Source organism: Nostoc sp. LEGE 12447, assembly GCF_015206985.1.
GTDB lineage: Bacteria > Cyanobacteriota > Cyanobacteriia > Cyanobacteriales > Nostocaceae > Nostoc.
On the sequence record NZ_JADEXT010000033.1, the window covers coordinates 26,119 to 41,496 of the forward strand.

Annotated in this window: 13 protein-coding genes; 2 read left to right on the forward strand and 11 right to left on the reverse strand. The window is 37.4% G+C overall.

The features are described from left to right. Positions 1 to 279: 279 nt before the first annotated feature. The 4 genes from IQ274_RS26315 to IQ274_RS26330 form a co-directional block, all read right to left on the reverse strand. Positions 280 to 486, reverse strand: a complete 207-nt coding sequence (locus IQ274_RS26315; RefSeq protein WP_012411143.1) for a phycobilisome linker polypeptide — start codon at positions 484 to 486, stop codon at positions 280 to 282. A gap of 223 nt (positions 487 to 709) precedes the next feature. After that, on the reverse strand, positions 710 to 1,198 hold the full coding sequence (gene apcB, locus IQ274_RS26320; protein ID WP_069068902.1) for an allophycocyanin subunit beta: 489 nt from the start codon (positions 1,196 to 1,198) through the stop codon (positions 710 to 712). Between the two features lie 65 nt (positions 1,199 to 1,263). Continuing rightward, on the reverse strand, positions 1,264 to 1,749 hold the full coding sequence (gene apcA, locus IQ274_RS26325) for an allophycocyanin subunit alpha (RefSeq protein ID WP_012411145.1): 486 nt from the start codon (positions 1,747 to 1,749) through the stop codon (positions 1,264 to 1,266). 366 nt (positions 1,750 to 2,115) lie between these two features. Continuing rightward, positions 2,116 to 5,436, reverse strand: a complete 3,321-nt coding sequence (locus IQ274_RS26330; protein ID WP_228058382.1) for a phycobilisome rod-core linker polypeptide — start codon at positions 5,434 to 5,436, stop codon at positions 2,116 to 2,118. 541 nt (positions 5,437 to 5,977) lie between these two features. Between IQ274_RS26330 and IQ274_RS26335 the strand changes: the two genes are divergently transcribed. Both IQ274_RS26335 and IQ274_RS26340 read left to right on the forward strand, forming a co-directional pair. Beyond that, positions 5,978 to 6,508 (forward strand): hypothetical protein, encoded by a 531-nt coding sequence (locus IQ274_RS26335; RefSeq protein ID WP_163934289.1) that lies wholly within the window; start codon positions 5,978 to 5,980, stop codon positions 6,506 to 6,508. Between the two features lie 100 nt (positions 6,509 to 6,608). Next, complete coding sequence (locus IQ274_RS26340) at positions 6,609 to 7,670, forward strand: glycoside hydrolase family 2 TIM barrel-domain containing protein (protein WP_228058378.1); 1,062 nt, start codon at positions 6,609 to 6,611, stop codon at positions 7,668 to 7,670. Between the two features lie 215 nt (positions 7,671 to 7,885). Here IQ274_RS26340 and IQ274_RS26345 read toward each other — a convergent pair whose 3' ends face one another. The 7 genes from IQ274_RS26345 to IQ274_RS26375 all read right to left on the reverse strand — a co-directional run bounded on the left by IQ274_RS26345 (position 7,886) and on the right by IQ274_RS26375 (position 15,363). Continuing rightward, a complete protein-coding gene (locus tag IQ274_RS26345; protein WP_194143944.1) occupies positions 7,886 to 9,037 on the reverse strand; it encodes a glycosyltransferase family 2 protein in 1,152 nt (383 codons plus the stop codon). Positions 9,038 to 9,070: 33 nt separating this feature from the next. Beyond that, positions 9,071 to 9,844 (reverse strand): glycosyltransferase, encoded by a 774-nt coding sequence (locus IQ274_RS26350; protein WP_194143945.1) that lies wholly within the window; start codon positions 9,842 to 9,844, stop codon positions 9,071 to 9,073. A gap of 26 nt (positions 9,845 to 9,870) precedes the next feature. Beyond that, positions 9,871 to 11,187: an EpsG family protein gene (locus tag IQ274_RS26355; protein WP_194143946.1), complete on the reverse strand. Its 1,317-nt coding sequence runs from the start codon at positions 11,185 to 11,187 to the stop codon at positions 9,871 to 9,873. Between the two features lie 26 nt (positions 11,188 to 11,213). Then, complete coding sequence (locus tag IQ274_RS26360; protein WP_194143947.1) at positions 11,214 to 12,197, reverse strand: glycosyltransferase; 984 nt, start codon at positions 12,195 to 12,197, stop codon at positions 11,214 to 11,216. Positions 12,198 to 12,235: 38 nt separating this feature from the next. Then, positions 12,236 to 12,970, reverse strand: coding sequence for a methyltransferase domain-containing protein (locus IQ274_RS26365; RefSeq protein ID WP_194143948.1), 735 nt, complete (start codon positions 12,968 to 12,970; stop codon positions 12,236 to 12,238). Positions 12,971 to 13,017: 47 nt separating this feature from the next. Further along, the gene (locus IQ274_RS26370) at positions 13,018 to 13,752 is read right to left on the reverse strand and encodes an FkbM family methyltransferase (RefSeq protein ID WP_194143949.1); all 735 of its coding nucleotides are present in this window, start codon (positions 13,750 to 13,752) and stop codon (positions 13,018 to 13,020) included. 132 nt (positions 13,753 to 13,884) lie between these two features. Continuing rightward, on the reverse strand, positions 13,885 to 15,363 hold the full coding sequence (locus IQ274_RS26375) for a lipopolysaccharide biosynthesis protein (RefSeq protein ID WP_194143968.1): 1,479 nt from the start codon (positions 15,361 to 15,363) through the stop codon (positions 13,885 to 13,887). Positions 15,364 to 15,378 lie beyond the last annotated feature (15 nt).

Genomic DNA, 15,378 nt, shown 5'->3' on the forward strand with positions numbered 1-15,378 from the left:
CAATGTTATAACCTTGCACTTGTTTGTTTGAAAAAGGCTTAAAACCCTTATCTGGTCTATATTACACTTCTATTCAGTAAGCCCTAAGTAATAAAAAAAGAGGTCTGGTATTAGACCTCTTTATCAATTTTTATCACCCATAGACCTAGATTCATAAATTTTGCGATAGTCTAATTTTCCGAAATAGAAAACAGATTTTTTGTAATATTAATTCTCAACAAAAAAGAGGTCTTTTTCAACCTCTTACCAATTCCCTAAAATAATATTCTATTTACAAAATTACGACAAGCCAGTATTAGCACCTTGCTTACCAGTTGCCAGTTCCACTTTGATAATTTTGCCGCCTGCTTTTTGAATACGTTGTTGTTCACGGAACCAGTTTTCATAGGGAACTAGCTTAGTGAAGTAAGTATTTTGCAGTTCGCGTTGGGTACGAATTCGGGTTTGGCTGGGAACTAGAGCAGTAATTTTAAACAAACGGGACATATTTTGAAAATCTCCTGTAAACTTTGTGAAAACTTTTTTTATCTCAAAATCTTGAGTGCAAATCTTTTAATCATTCCAAGGCTGGAAATCAAACATCAATACTAGACCACCAACACTCATCACTGATAATTTACCAAGATAAGCAATATAACGTTCTAGCACTCACGGTTGATTTCCAGACCTTAATAAAGCCGCACCTAAATTCTTAAGCGCAAACTAGCTCTTAGCTTAAGCCAGAAGAGATATAGTCTAAGTAAACGCCCATTTCCTTACCAGCGTCAGAACCAACCAAGCTAGCAGTTACTTCCTTGATTGCTTGGATAGCTTGCACGGTAGCACCAACGGGAACTCCTAAGGAGTTGTAGGTTTCTTTCAAGCCATTTAATACACGCTCATCCAAAATGGAAGGATCGCCAGCTAACATAGCGTAGGTGGCATAGCGGAGGTAGTAGTCCAAATCACGGATGCAAGCAGCATAGCGGCGGGTGGTGTACATGTTGCCGCCGGGACGGGTGATGTCAGAGTATAGCAAAGATTTTGCTACAGCTTCTTTGACGATCGCAGCAGCGTTAGCGCTGATGGTGCTAGCAGCACGTACCCGCAGTTCGCCAGTAGCGAAGTAGCCTTTTAGTTTTTCTAAAGCAGAGCTGTCTAAGTATTTACCTTGAACGTCTGCGGAGTTAATGACAGCGGTAATTGCGTCTTGAGCCATGTTGTTAATTCCTTATTTCCAACCGTATTGCAATACTTCTGTTTCGGCAGGGAAACAGCATCACCCTATAGCAGGGCACCAACTAGGTAATCGAAGTAGGTACCAGCTTCAGAAGCATCATCACCAGACAGCAATGTAGTAGCTACATTCTTCAGTCCACGGATACCTTCAGCAACACCATCAATAGGGGTTCCCAAGGACTTGTACAGTTCACGGGCACCGATAACACCAATTTCTTCAATCGGTGTAACATCACCAGCAACGATACCGTAGGTAACGAGGCGGAGGTAGTAATCTAGGTCACGCAGACAAGTAGCAGTCAATTCTTGACCGTAAGCGTTACCACCAGGAGACACAACATCAGGACGCTTTTGGAACAATTGATCGCCAGCTTGCTTAACCAGCCGCTCACGATTTTCTGTCAAAATTTGAGCAATCCGCACGCGGCGTTCACCACTGGCAACAAAGGATTTGATCCGATCCAATTCACCAGGGCTGAGGTAGCGAGCTTCTGCGTCAGCATTCACGATAGCTTTCGTGACGATACTCATTAATGGATTCCTCCAATACAAATGAAACCAGGATTTGATTAAACTGGTGAGACTCTAAATTTGGTTTACTGAGTTTGTTCTCTCGTTCTTTTAGACACAACAGTTTGATAACTGCTACGGCTAATTAATTACGAGTTTTCTTGAGTCAACACAAGTACACAAGCTTTTAAACTCAGTTACCTTCCGCAAAACATTTTCCGGCATTCTGTTGAGCATTTATGACTGCTCTTAACACTTTGTAATATTACCTTTCAGAATTCCCTGTTTTAGCTGTAATCTGAGAGTGATATTACGAAAGGTTACAAAGGAGAATTGGGAATTGGGAAAAAATTAAATTCCCAGTCCCAAGTCCCCAGTGTTCAATCTCTACTCAGCCGCCTGTACACTGCCTAAGTAATTACCTATTGGCAAAGATGGGAAGCGGTTGTAAGGCACAACATATTCACCGAAGTAGCGGCTATATTCTGGGCTTTCGACTATTGCTTCTACAGCAGCCGACAAACCACTATCAGCTAGCAGCTGGTTATACTGGCGAATTTCTTCCTGATCTGCGGGTGTACGCCCCAACAGGTGACGGAAAAGGAACTCAATGACCTTGGCATGAGGATAAGGTGACAAGAAGCGCTGACGATAGATTTCGGAACTAGCCAGCTCACGCACAAACTCCCGCACGGAAATTTCACCATTCTGGAGTTTGTTGTCTAGGTCAGTACGGCGGAAATTATCAGGCACTTCACCGCTAAATACATCCAATACCTGACAGTAAATGGCGTTGATTGCCTGTTGTGTTTCGGCTTGGTTTGCGGTTTCTGTTAGACGGTAAATGCGTGCATGTTTACGCACACCCAGTTCTACGGGTTGTCCGCTACCATCGTTGTAGGAACGACCCAGTTCAGCAAAAGCGGGCTTGCTCTTGTTGATACCGTTTGTTTGGGCTGCTATATCTGCGATCGCCTGCGTCAAAAGTGTCGTATCGTTACTAACTCCTACACGTGCTTGCACAGGTTTAAAGCTAGGCACAACTACGTCATCATTTTGCTTGGTCAGCTGGTTGTACAGCTTCTCGGTATTCGGGAAGTTTGCCGCAGGTAGGGTTGGGAAGCGACGGTAAGGAACCGTATCTTCACCAAATACCTGGTTATATTCCACACTATCTACCAAAGCACCAATAAAGGCACGAATCCCTTGAGTAGCCAAAATTTGGTTATACTTACGTATTTCTGCCTGGTCTAATGGCGCACGTCCCAAGAAGTGTTTTGTTCCCAACTCAATCACTTTGGTGTTGGGGTAGGGTGTGTAGAATTCTTTCAGGTAGAGGTTAGAGTAGCCCAAACCTTGAATAAATTCCTTCACACTGATTTCGCCGTTACCCAACTTGCTTTCCCACGCCGTAAATTCATTTTTAGCGATGTAGGGTGCAATATCGCGCTCAAAAATCTGACGATAGGCAGCGCTAATCAAGGTTTTTACTGCAACTTTGTCACTGGTATTGGAAACCAGTTTGAAGATTTTGGTTTGTTCGCGTTGCTTGCTAACACCTTGGTTAATACGGAACTGAATATCTGGTTCTGACCGTTTTTCTGTGACTGTACCCAATGTCACAAAGCTTGGCGTTACTTCCTTCTGAACTTTTGCAGCAACATCTTCACGAATGCTACCAACGCGCAATTGCCGCCCTGATACACCACCGGGAGTCAGATACCGTTCGTAAGGAATTGTATCTTCACCAAATGCCTCGCTGTATTCTACGCTGTTAATGATGGCATCAACGACGGCGTAAAAGCCTTGTTTGGAAGCAATGTCAAAGTACTTGTTGATTTCTTGACGACCATAAGTCGGACGACCCAACAAGCGGCGGTGAATATACTCGATCGCTTTACAAACATAGAGCGATGACCAGTACAGATTGCGGAATACATCAGACTTAGCCAAAGCACGGATAAACTCACGTACAGAGATGTCGCCGTTTTCCAGCTTAATTTCTAATACCTTCGGGCGCTGACCTTCGTAAAGATCGCGACCAAAAACTTGCAGATAAGCAGCTCTAATCACTGCTTGTGTTGAGCTTTCGGAGAATCTGACGCTAGAATTTTTGGCAGCCTTTTTACCTCTTGTACCAGGTAGTTGGTCTAATTTGAACACCTTGGGCCCAAGAGTACCAGGAGCTTCACCCCGTGCTTTGGGATTACTATTTTGGTTATTAATCCCTGCCCCTTGGTGAATCAGGATGCGTTTGGTATCTTTGCCAAAAGGGGCCGGACGGGTGCTGGGGTTGCGAGTTTCTTTCGGGAAAATCGCGCCAAACTGAATTTCTAAGGGGTCATTACCAGAACCGTAAGGATGTTGGTCTGGTAGTGGCTGTTCGTAAGCAGCAAATGTGGTAATAAACTGAGGTATTTTGCGGAAAGGCGCACTGTAGTTAAACAGGTCTTGCTGCGGTCCCCAGTTGCGACATTCTTGTGCTTCTTGTCCCAGACCCCGGAGGTAAGGTACTGTTTCTTCACCAAAATAGTCGCCGTATTCAGCAGAATCTACTAAGGCATCTACCAGGGCTGGCAGACCACCATTAGAAATAATCGAGAAGTATTTTTGCACTTCTTCCCGGCTACTTGGCCCCCGCCCTAAAATGTGGCGGAAAGCAAGTTCGACGACTCGGCTGTTAATAAAAGGCTGGTAAAACTGTTTTTGGTAAAGGGGAGATTTAGCTAGACGACGAACAAACTCCTTCACGGAGATGTCGCCATTTTTCACCTTGGATTCTAAGTCAGATATGGACAAGCTATAAGCACGGGTAATGTCGCGCTCAAAAATTTGCCGATATGCTGCTTTGATGACTTCATTTTTTTCGCTAGCTGACAACCCAGTTTTCATCACAAACTTGGGACGGCGTTCTGCTGCATTAAAGTAAATTTGCGGCAGTTGCAACCCTTGCTGGTCGCTAGAGGGACGTTGACGGACTTTATTTGAAGGTGTGGCTGCTTTGAATTCTGTTAACAAAACATCCATATACTGAGACACAATTGCTGTAGCCTCAGCATCCTTGCGGAAAAAGGAAAGCGATCCGGCTTTGATTTCTTGCAAAGCTACCAGCGTTGCTTCACCAGAGCAGGCATTTTCAATTATTTCCCGCAAACCCCGTGTGTTCACCGCTATGATGTTGGGGTCGCCAGCAACGATCGCATAAGTAGCGTAGCGCAAGAACCAGGATAAATCCCGTAAGCTCTTGGCCATATTGCTGGGGCCATAACGAGCAATGTTAATTGGTCTGAAACCTGCGGGTACTGGACCACTGGGGGATGAGTTAAATATTGATCGTAAATTTTCTAGGAACCCGCCACGACTTTCAACGTAGGTTACAGTTCCTAGTTGCATCCCTTGCTGAACATTAGCACCACCACCAGCAGTTACTAGTTCTGCTTCTCTGGGCTTTTCTAAAAAAGCCATTGGCGAACCACCGACAAAAATCCGGTTGGCAGCGCGAGACACAATAATCTCGGCATTATCTGTAAGCGTCTGGGAAATCTCTAAACGCTTTGCACCAGATGCAAAATAGCTTGCCAGTTCATCTAGTTCACCACTTCCCAAAAAGCGGTCTTGCTGCTCGGCTTGGGTAATTGTCGCTACAGCTAGGGTTTGATATAGTTGCGGACGCGCAACTGAGCTTCCACCACTCGCCTTAACACTCATCGGCTTTGTAAAACTCCCATCATAATCGTTATATATGTTAAATCTGGGTCGCTTTGAGGGTTGACACATCGGTGTCTCTGTGCTTTATGAGCTTGAGAGTATTGCCTGCAAAACTGCCAGTAAATTAACCCAGTTAGCTTTTAGATTAGAACGTTTTGCGTTCTCAAGGCTGGTTTATTAAGAAGTGTGTAGAACCTGTAGCTTAGATACATCCAGTCTCAAGAGTACATACTCTTGTTTGGCTGAGATCAAATCTAAGTTTTGTAACTCAGAAATAAGCTAGGTATGGTCTACTGATGCTAAAAACCTCTATTTTGATGTTTGGGCAGTATCCATTCTACGATTATTGCAAATGTTACAAAATCTTAGTTGAAACTAAATTTCCTTCAGCAATGATCTGTGGACAGTAGTCATTAGTCGATGTTAAGTTGTTTTTGCTACTGATAACTGAATATTACAAAATAACCCCGCCCTGGAAATAATTCTTAAATTGCGGTGTTTTTTAGCATTAGCTATCAGTATTCTTTAACGGGAAAATACTATGCACAAAAGTTCTAAATTTAACTATTTATTCAAGGTTGCCCTGTCTGCGATCGCAGTTATTTTAGCTGTCACTCCTGCAAATGCGCTTCCAGAGCAGAACATCAACACCGTTGTTAAGTGGGCAAAGACTCGTTCGCAACTACCAACTTTGAGATACAACAGTGAAGCCCACGGCTACGAGGGAACAAAAGGAAAATTATACTTTTATGCTGATGTCACTGAAGAAAATGGGACAGTGACCAAAGAAGGAATAACCGTGAGTGGTGACTCAAGCATCAAATTCACCACAAAAAATGCCAAAGCGGTGAAACTGTTACAAAATATTTATAATTCTAATATTGCTAATGACTTCCAGAAGTCTCGGTATGCCACCAAGGTTGGACGTGACCAGTTTTATCGTGGACAAAAGTTTGCTTACATCACGGCGGCGGTGCAAGGTGGGTCATCATTCCAGATAATTCCCTTGAATAAGTTGCAAGAGTTTATAGATAATGCCAAATATTGCCAAACTAATCAATGCGACATTTAATTAAGTGTATTATTAAATTTGGTATTTCATGCTGATAAAGCGACGTAAATTTATAGGCTTGATTCCTGGTTTCGTAATAGCTAGTACTAGCTGCATTCTTTTGAGTTTCAATACCACCAAATATTTAACAGTTAATCGGAAACGGAATTTACCCTTCTTCTTGGGCTGGTATGACCACATTTACAATATTGATGTTTCAACCCAAGTATCTTCTAAAGGAATTGATCTATTAATACCTTATGTAGGAGAAGCAGACAAGGAAAAAATTCAAGCATTTCTGGATACTTCTAAGAAAGCAGGAGTAAAAGTTTTATTAGAGATTTATCGTCCCCTGGTTGAATCAGAAAATATCTTAGGGGTAAAACATTTTATTCGTACTTATAAAAATCATCCTTCCGTTTATGGTTGGTATCTGTATGATGAACCAGAGATTAAAAAACCTACACCGCTCTCTCCAGATTTATTAAAAAAGATATACCAAGCTATTAAGGAAGAAGATAATTCTAAGCCAGTTGCTTTAGTCTTTGCTGACATTAAAAAAATTGAATCTTACGCCGATACAATGGATATACTGATGTGGGATCGCTATCCTTGCGAGGAGGGAGTTTCAGAATTTGAATGGGTATTATCTTACCGAAAGGCACTGTATAAAGTAATTTCTCTAGCTTATGTTAAAAAGAAAAAATTTTGGAACGTACTACAGGCTTATAGCAAAAATCAGTTTAAAAAACGACTACCAACAAAAAGAGAATTTCGCTATATGTTTTACTTATCAGTCCTTACAGGGGCAGATGGGCTGCTATTTTGGACGCACTACCTCTCTTCACATTTCTGGAATGAGTCAGTTTTGTATCCTACTATTCAGGAATTTCGAGATTATGTTCCTGCAATTGTTAGAGGGGAAGATTCAAATAATCAAGTACAAGTAAATCACTCAGATATAGAAGTTAAATTATTCTCTATTCCTAATACTAAAAATTTTGTGATGATAGCTGTTAATCACAATGATACTCAGATTAATCTCACCGTAAAACTACCTCAAAAATTAGCTAATAAATTAGTTACTTTTAATCAAAATCCTATTGCTAAACTATCTGCTGAGGCAGGTTTCAGTACTATTTTAGAGGCTTACGAAGTTCGTCTATATCAAATTGGGATGTAAAAGATGCTTTGATAAGATTAAAGATTTTCCAAATCAATAAAACAGTAAATACTTCAAGCTTTTTGCATAGAAGGGTAATTTTATGGCGTTGCAAAAATTAGCGTATTCGATAATAGATTTGGAGGCATCGCTTTGAGTTAGAGGATAGAAAATTAGAAGCTCTGCAAAGAAATAAAAAGTGCGATTGCATCTTAATTGATTAACCAATATATAATTTACCAAGTTCTTACTCCCATAATTTTCTGGCGAAATAATTGATATGTATATCCAGAAAAGTGAGCAATCGGCATACTTAATAAAGTAACACCACAAAATAACCAACGGCTAAAAAATGATGGTATTTTATCTTCATTACCTCGCCAAATTTCGGCAGAAAAGCTTTTCCAATATACCAAATTAACTCGTAAACTCTCTAAAAAAGGCAAAAATAAACCTATTATAACTAATATTTCTATAGGTAGACCTAGATTGGGAAACAGTAAATCAACAATCAGAAGTAAAATTACAGTAGATATAAATACAAAAGGTAATAAACCTCTTAACTGCGATTTGAGTTTGTGTTTTGTACTCGTTAAATAGCGACCTCTGCCATATCTAAAATATTGAATAAACAAGGACTTCCAGTTTTTTCGAGGGTAGTACCAGGCACGAATTTTGGAGTCAATATATATTGCTTGTTTATTGTGGGAAATTAATCTTTGATTTAATTCAGCATCTTGGTTAGTAATTTGTGTTGTATCAAATACCTTTTTTAATCTCAAGTTTAATTCAGCATCTTCATTAGAACTTGCTTCGATATTATAGCCTTGTATCTCTAGTAAACTCTTTTTCCAGAAGCACCCTAAATAAACTGTATCCGCATAACCTGTATAGTTGGGATTTCTATATTTAGCTCCACCATTACCAAGAAAACTTTTTGATGCAAGGGAAACACCAGCTTGGAAGGAAGTTTGTGCAACAAAACGCTGCGCTCCACCAACATTGTTAGCTTTTGATTCTAGTAAAGCCTCGACACATCTTTCAATGTAGTCAGGTGCATAGTCCGAATGGGCATCAATTCTAATAAAAACATCACCGATACATTCAGACAGAACTAAATTAAGACCAGCCGATTGAATTTTTTCAGGATTGTGTATTAATTTAACTCGTGCGTCTTTATCTGAAAGTTTTTTGACTATTTCTTGAGTACCATCATTGCTGCCACCATCAGCTACAAATATCTCGATTAGGTTAGGATAATTTGTTCTTAAAAACCCTAAAACCAGGTTCTCTATAAAATTTACCTCGTTATAGGTTGGTATGGCTACGGTTACAGAGGGAAAAGTCTTGACTCTAGGTTCAAATAACATATTAGACTTAGCTATCATATTCAATTTACTTTGGATAAATAAAAAATTAAATTACAAGAAGATTTTCATCGGGATCATCATAAAGCGCATACATGCTTTTAAAAAGCACAAACTATCAGTTTTGAAGCTATTAATAGGAGATAGTGTAAAGTATTTCTTACGTAACTCTCTGTGTATCTTATAATGTTTAAAGACTTTTATAGAAGATACACCTGTCGTGTCATAGTAAGAAATTGGAAAATAGAGCAGGTGTGGTTGAGCAATCAAGGAGGCTCTAATATTAAAATCATAATCCATTTCTAAATTTAGCCGCTCATCATATAAGCCGACTTCCTGGAGAAGTTTTTGTGAGAAAATAGTAGACTGGTGACAGATAGGATTGCGAGACAAGAATAAATTTTGATTCCACTGACTGTACTGTTTAATATGTCTTTTTAAGTATTGCTTCCGGCTCATAGAAATAGTTTCTCCAAATGCCCAAATCCACTTTTGTTTTATATAAGAATCTACAATTTTAGTAATTACAACTTCATTAAATAAAGTATCCCCAGAATTTAAGAAAATCACTAAATTGCCTGATGATTTCATTAATCCTATATTAAAAGCATTAGCAATTCCAACACCATTTTGCTGAAATATAGTTACTTGTTTCTCATGATTATATTGGTTGACAATATCGACTGTTTCATCTGCTGAATTCCCATCAATAATAATGTGATTTATGTATTTATAATTTTGCATACTAACACTATCCAAAGTTTTAAGTATACAATTTGAAGAATTTTTTGTTAGAGTAATTACGTCAACTTGAATTTGGTTATGCATTATTTATTAAACTTATAGGGAGTTATTTACCATCGAGAAATAGCCAGATCAATATAATCTATAATAGATGATGTGAATATATGACCTTCTAAGTAATTAAATGTAGGATTTGCACGAGAGTTAGCTTGTAAAAAATAAATAAAGTAACTAAACAATAACGTAACTAAAGTAAGCATAGACAAAAACTTTATTGGTGGTTTAAGGTTACTCTTTCTTTCTAAAGGTAAATAGAAGAAAATTCCTAAAAAGGATAGAAGTATAAGACTCAATCTCAAAGGAAGGTAATCAAGATTGCGGGTAAATAAAAATAAAATTGACTGCAATACATAAAGACATAACATACTTAAGTCTAAACGTTTTTCTTCTAAAGTAAGGCAAGAATTTAAACTTGTCCCAATGTAATTATCTCGTGATAAATTTATATAAAAATAACCAAGAAAGGCTACAAGCACTAGATGAGCCAAAAAACCTATACTCGCCAATTGATTTTTTACAAAAAATGAACTTTTAGCAGCTAAGAAACTAAGTTGGGGAATACTACTAATTCTATCAAAGAGAGATGCGATAGTAGCTTGATTCACAGAATATATTAATCCAAATACAAATAAACTAATACTGGTATATTTAAGTAAAATAATGATTTTATTAAAATATTTACCATGTAATAAGCTATTTACATCAACGAATTGCATGGTTATTATAGGTAAATAAAGGAGTATAGAGTAATGATTTAAAATACTTAAAAGCAAGAATAATATACAAGTTACCTTATTTTTTTTAGAAACTAATGCACACAAAAAAAAAGTACTTGACATGAATTGGCGCATTATAAATGCTTGAAGATAAAATGCCGGATTTAGTAAAATAAAAAATATAAGTAAAGCATAATATTTTTTTGAAACCCCCTTACAGACTACGAAAAATGTCAGAAAATTAATAATAAAAGACCAAAATAATAAGAAGCCGAAATCTGAACCATTACAAATAATAAATAATATAGAAGCAAGCAAATAAAATCCTGGTTCAAATGGAAAATTGGCTGACTGAAAACATTCAATAGGATTATCACCATTACAATCTCGATATGCTATTAAATATTGCTCGGTATCAGCTTGAATATCTATAAGACAACAGAAAAGAGTGACGGTGACTGCAACTAGCAGAAGTATAGAATTATTGAGTAAGCTGTCTAGACTATAGGATTTTGAGTTTCTATTGAGAAATACAAATAAAAGTAGTGGTAAAACTCCAATTATCGGAATTTTTAGCCATATAATTATTCCAACAAATAGCAAAATATACTTTTGATAGTTACTTTTGACAATTAATAAATTTAAACTCATTATCTAATTTTTATCTAATTCTATACTTAAGTATTCAATGATTTTTGAAATAAGCTTAACCAGATTATATGTTCTTGTTTATCCATTCTGATAATAGTAAATAAACTATAAATCTGACCTTTAGTCCAATTCCACATGATTAATGCTTCTGCTTTATTTTTCGGATTAATTGAAGCTTTAATATAGCAAGCAATTACTTGCAAAAACCCTTTGAAAATTCGGAGAATAGATACAATCAACCAAATATAATAAGAACGGTTCCAACGCATAGCAGCAATGTAAGGAGCTGCGGCACCAAAACCATACATTAAGTTAAAAAGATAAGTTTCTGATATGCGCTTTGTGGGGATAAAATGGTAGAGCACACAATCAGGTGTATACCACAGTTGATAACCTGCGTTCAGAATTCGTAAAACTATCTCAGAATCTCCTCCTGCACTTAACTTTTTTCCTTCTCTATCGTTGAGTAATTGTTTATCTAACCAGCCACTTTTCTCAAGGGCAGTTCTACGAATAACTAAACCTGCGCCTGGAATCTGGTAATTACGCCGATTTAATTGTTTTGAAGTTTCGCCGCGCTCATAGGCTGCAAATTTACCTGAATGTTTGACAAGGATGGGCGAAGGAGTTATTTCCCAATCGAGAACTACCTTGCCACCAAAAGCACCACAATTTGGATGACATGCAGCAAATTGTATTGCTTTATCTATCCAGTCTTCTGATAAAAGGCAATCATCATCAACAAAAGCGAGCCATTCACTAGTTATATTTTTAATTCCGCATAAACGGGCGTGAGTTAATCCTTGTTTTTGCTCTACTATCCTACGCAAGTTAGGGATTAGCCGTGAACTAATGTGCTTGTTGACAATATCAGCAGTTTCGTCTGTACAGTTATTATCTACAACTAAAACTGACCAATTATAGATTTTAGAAACTTTCTGTAATGAGATTTTTGTGAGAACACGATCTAATAAAGCTGCATTGTTATAAGTACAAATTACAATATCCATAACTAAAATCCTCCACAAGTAACATGATGTTAAATTGGCTAAGAAAGCTTATTTTTTATCATTCTCCATATAACTTTCATTAGTACTAGTGATGATTCGTTTATGGAAATACCATTCTGTACTTTCAAATAAAAATCGGGATGAATTATCGGAATCGGAGGTTCATGGAGAGGAGTAAAATTTTGCTCAAGAAAAGGATAATTGTGTAGACAAGATTGCTTGACAAAAAGAAACATATTTTGTGCATACCACCAAGGAACATCTGGATTTTGCCAAAACTTCATTCTGAAGCAATCAAATACGATATACCCCTTTTCACTAAAGATTTTTGCCCAATAATTAGGCCACTGACAATTTATATGTTTAGTTCCAGGTTGATTAGGTACGGCTGCGGAGAAGATAATAGCGGCACCAAGATTAACAAGTATATTAACAAAACTCTCAGCCTTTTCAATTGGCAAATGTTCCGCAACTTCTAAAGATACAACTAAATCAAACTCCCGTTTGAATTCCAGTGGTTTTACTAAATCGTGTTTGAGAAAACATTCTTGGGGAATATTTAACTTATTTACATCTACAAAATTACCATCAATGCCTAAAATCTCTTCGACTCCGTTTTGCTGAAAGACAGCTAGCCACGTACCTAAACCACAGCCGACATCAACAACTGATTTTGGTTTAATTAACTCCATCACAAAAGGAACAATTTGCTTGCTTCCTTGTAACGCATTGTCGTCAATATAATTGTAGAATTTTTCTGTATATGCTTGCATTTTAATCTCTTTTTGGTTTCAACTAATCTAAAATTCTCAAATAAGTATCAAGACCAGTTTTGGTTTTTCAAAAGCCAGTGGTCTTTACGAATGAATAAAATATCACATTGTCCCATTGCATTATCCAATGGTCTACGTAGAACATTGACAATTTCATAGGGTTGAAAATCTTGTTCATTCATCCATACTATTGATTCATGCAGTAAAATCATCTCAGATGAGAATTGAAATAATTGCAGTTCTAGTAATATAAAATCTGAAGATTTTAGGACTTTTTTAGCTCCTGATAGAACTTTGAATTCATAACCTTGAACGTCAAGTTTTATAAAATTTGGTTGTTTAATAACTCCTTGGTCAAATAGATTGTCTATAGATACAATTGGTACTTCACGAGAGGCAGTACCAGAATACATCAGACTACTACTATCCAAATCTTTAGTCACACCTATCTGTAATGTACCAGGCTCAGAACCAGCCGCAGCCAAAATAAACTTAATATTATTATGTTGATTGGTCAGGGACTGTAAAGCTTGTACTCGCTCTTCAAGAGGCTCGATCATAAAATACTCAGCATCTGGCCAACTTTGTATTCCTAACTTCGTCCAACAACCTTGTGCAGCTCCAATATCTAGGACTACTTTAGGGCTATAACCACGTTGAGCCAACCCTTTCAAACATAAGTCCATACCTACACCTTGAGCAAGTCGAACAAGTCGTAAGTTAAAAGGTTTTAAGACTTTATTTGCTAGAAATTGTATATTTTCTTTGATAACAGATACCATAATTATTTACTTATCTCTTGTTATAATGTGCAGCATTTAAACATTGAAATACAAATATCTCATATTAGATACATGAATACAAGATTTAATTATCTTAACTTAATAATCCTTTTTAGGATATAGCTATAAGCCTTATTTCTTAGCAGCAATATAATTTTTTATAGCTGAAAAGTTGTAGCTATTACTAATAGCAAACCATATCAGAATAATAGTTGTTTGCATCATTAATATTGTATATCTTACTAGATAATCATTTGGAAGCTTAAAGTTTACTAATACAACCATAAAAAACCATATTAATGGAAACCATAACCATTTGAACCAGAGATAATAAGAAACAGATAATCGTTTCATTCCAAATACAGTTACTAGAAAGGCTGTGAAATATCCAAAATTACCTAAAATTGCTCCTGTTAAGCCAAAATTATAAGCACCAATGGTAATTAATCCTAGTGACACAAAACTGCTTAGTAGCTGAATCAATGCACAAGTCTTAACTGCATTTGTCCCTAATAAAGAGTAGTAGCCAACTGCGTGACATGAATAAAGTGCGTAAATTCCTGTTGCAATACAAAAGAGAATTAAGTATTGACTTGCAGTTTGCTCAGAAAATAATAGTTTGAGAATTAATGGAGAAAGTGTTATGAGAGTTGCTCCCATTCCTAAAGCAACTAATCCATTGATTTGGGTAGCTTGTTTAAGTTGCTGTTCTAGTTGACGCTGATTAACATTCTGCTGTCCAATTAGATTGCTTAAAGTTGGAAGTAAAGGTTGTACAGGTAATGCAGAAAATGAGTTGATTTGTGCGGTGATATCAGTAATACCTGCATAGACTCCAAGCACCTGGGTACCTAACAAGCTACCGACAATTAGCCGATCGCCTCTACTAAAAAGCACACTTCCCAATGTATTTAACCACATCATTAAGCTGTAGCTTCCTACTGCTACTGCTTTGTGTTGATTCCAACTTAGACGCAGGTTCATATTTTGGAGTATCGATCGCACTACCCAGAGATGACTGAACAAACTCACTACACCAATTCCAGCCTGCCACTGCATTAACTCGACTGTGTGACCTCCTAGCAAAACTATAATCAACATTCCGACATTAAGTAGTACGGACTGCATTGTATTAAGCACATTCATCAAGTCATAGCGCTGATGGGCTTGTTCGACACCAATCAAAATTTGTTGCAACAATCGCGCTGCTACTACTAACCCACCAATTTTGATAGCTTGTATAACTTTTAACTGTTGTAACTGACCCAATTTAGGAAATAAATTCATAATCGGTTCAGCACCCATCCAAAGAGCAACTACTGCTAAAGTTGCCAATATCAACATTACCCCAAGAGTGACAGTCAAGGTTTGGGACAGTCCATCAACATCTTTCTTTCCTAAGTCTTGAGAAACAAATACAGTTGTGGCTGTGGAAAGACCCGCTTCAGCTAAAGTAACCATTACCACCACAGCAGAAGCTAAAGTCCATAGTCCATACTCTTCAATTCCCAACAGGCGAATTAGTATAGGGATAATTAGTATGCCTAGCCCTATTTTGATTAATCCTGCTATTGAGTTGTAAAAACCGTTCTTAAGTAAGCTATTTTTCACCAAAAATGTTCTCTT

What these genes read in the sequence shown, in the direction of transcription:
- IQ274_RS26315 (WP_012411143.1), bottom strand. Translation starts at nt 486, where the DNA reads ATGTCCCGTTTGTTTAAAATTACTGCTCTAGTTCCCAGCCAAACCCGA.
- apcB (WP_069068902.1), bottom strand. Translation starts at nt 1,198, where the DNA reads ATGGCTCAAGACGCAATTACCGCTGTCATTAACTCCGCAGACGTTCAA.
- apcA (WP_012411145.1), bottom strand. Translation starts at nt 1,749, where the DNA reads ATGAGTATCGTCACGAAAGCTATCGTGAATGCTGACGCAGAAGCTCGC.
- IQ274_RS26330 (WP_228058382.1), bottom strand. Translation starts at nt 5,436, where the DNA reads ATGAGTGTTAAGGCGAGTGGTGGAAGCTCAGTTGCGCGTCCGCAACTA.
- IQ274_RS26335 (WP_163934289.1), top strand. Translation starts at nt 5,978, where the DNA reads ATGCACAAAAGTTCTAAATTTAACTATTTATTCAAGGTTGCCCTGTCT.
- IQ274_RS26345 (WP_194143944.1), bottom strand. Translation starts at nt 9,037, where the DNA reads ATGATAGCTAAGTCTAATATGTTATTTGAACCTAGAGTCAAGACTTTT.
- IQ274_RS26350 (WP_194143945.1), bottom strand. Translation starts at nt 9,844, where the DNA reads ATGCATAACCAAATTCAAGTTGACGTAATTACTCTAACAAAAAATTCT.
- IQ274_RS26355 (WP_194143946.1), bottom strand. Translation starts at nt 11,187, where the DNA reads ATGAGTTTAAATTTATTAATTGTCAAAAGTAACTATCAAAAGTATATT.
- IQ274_RS26360 (WP_194143947.1), bottom strand. Translation starts at nt 12,197, where the DNA reads ATGGATATTGTAATTTGTACTTATAACAATGCAGCTTTATTAGATCGT.
- IQ274_RS26365 (WP_194143948.1), bottom strand. Translation starts at nt 12,970, where the DNA reads ATGCAAGCATATACAGAAAAATTCTACAATTATATTGACGACAATGCG.
- IQ274_RS26370 (WP_194143949.1), bottom strand. Translation starts at nt 13,752, where the DNA reads ATGGTATCTGTTATCAAAGAAAATATACAATTTCTAGCAAATAAAGTC.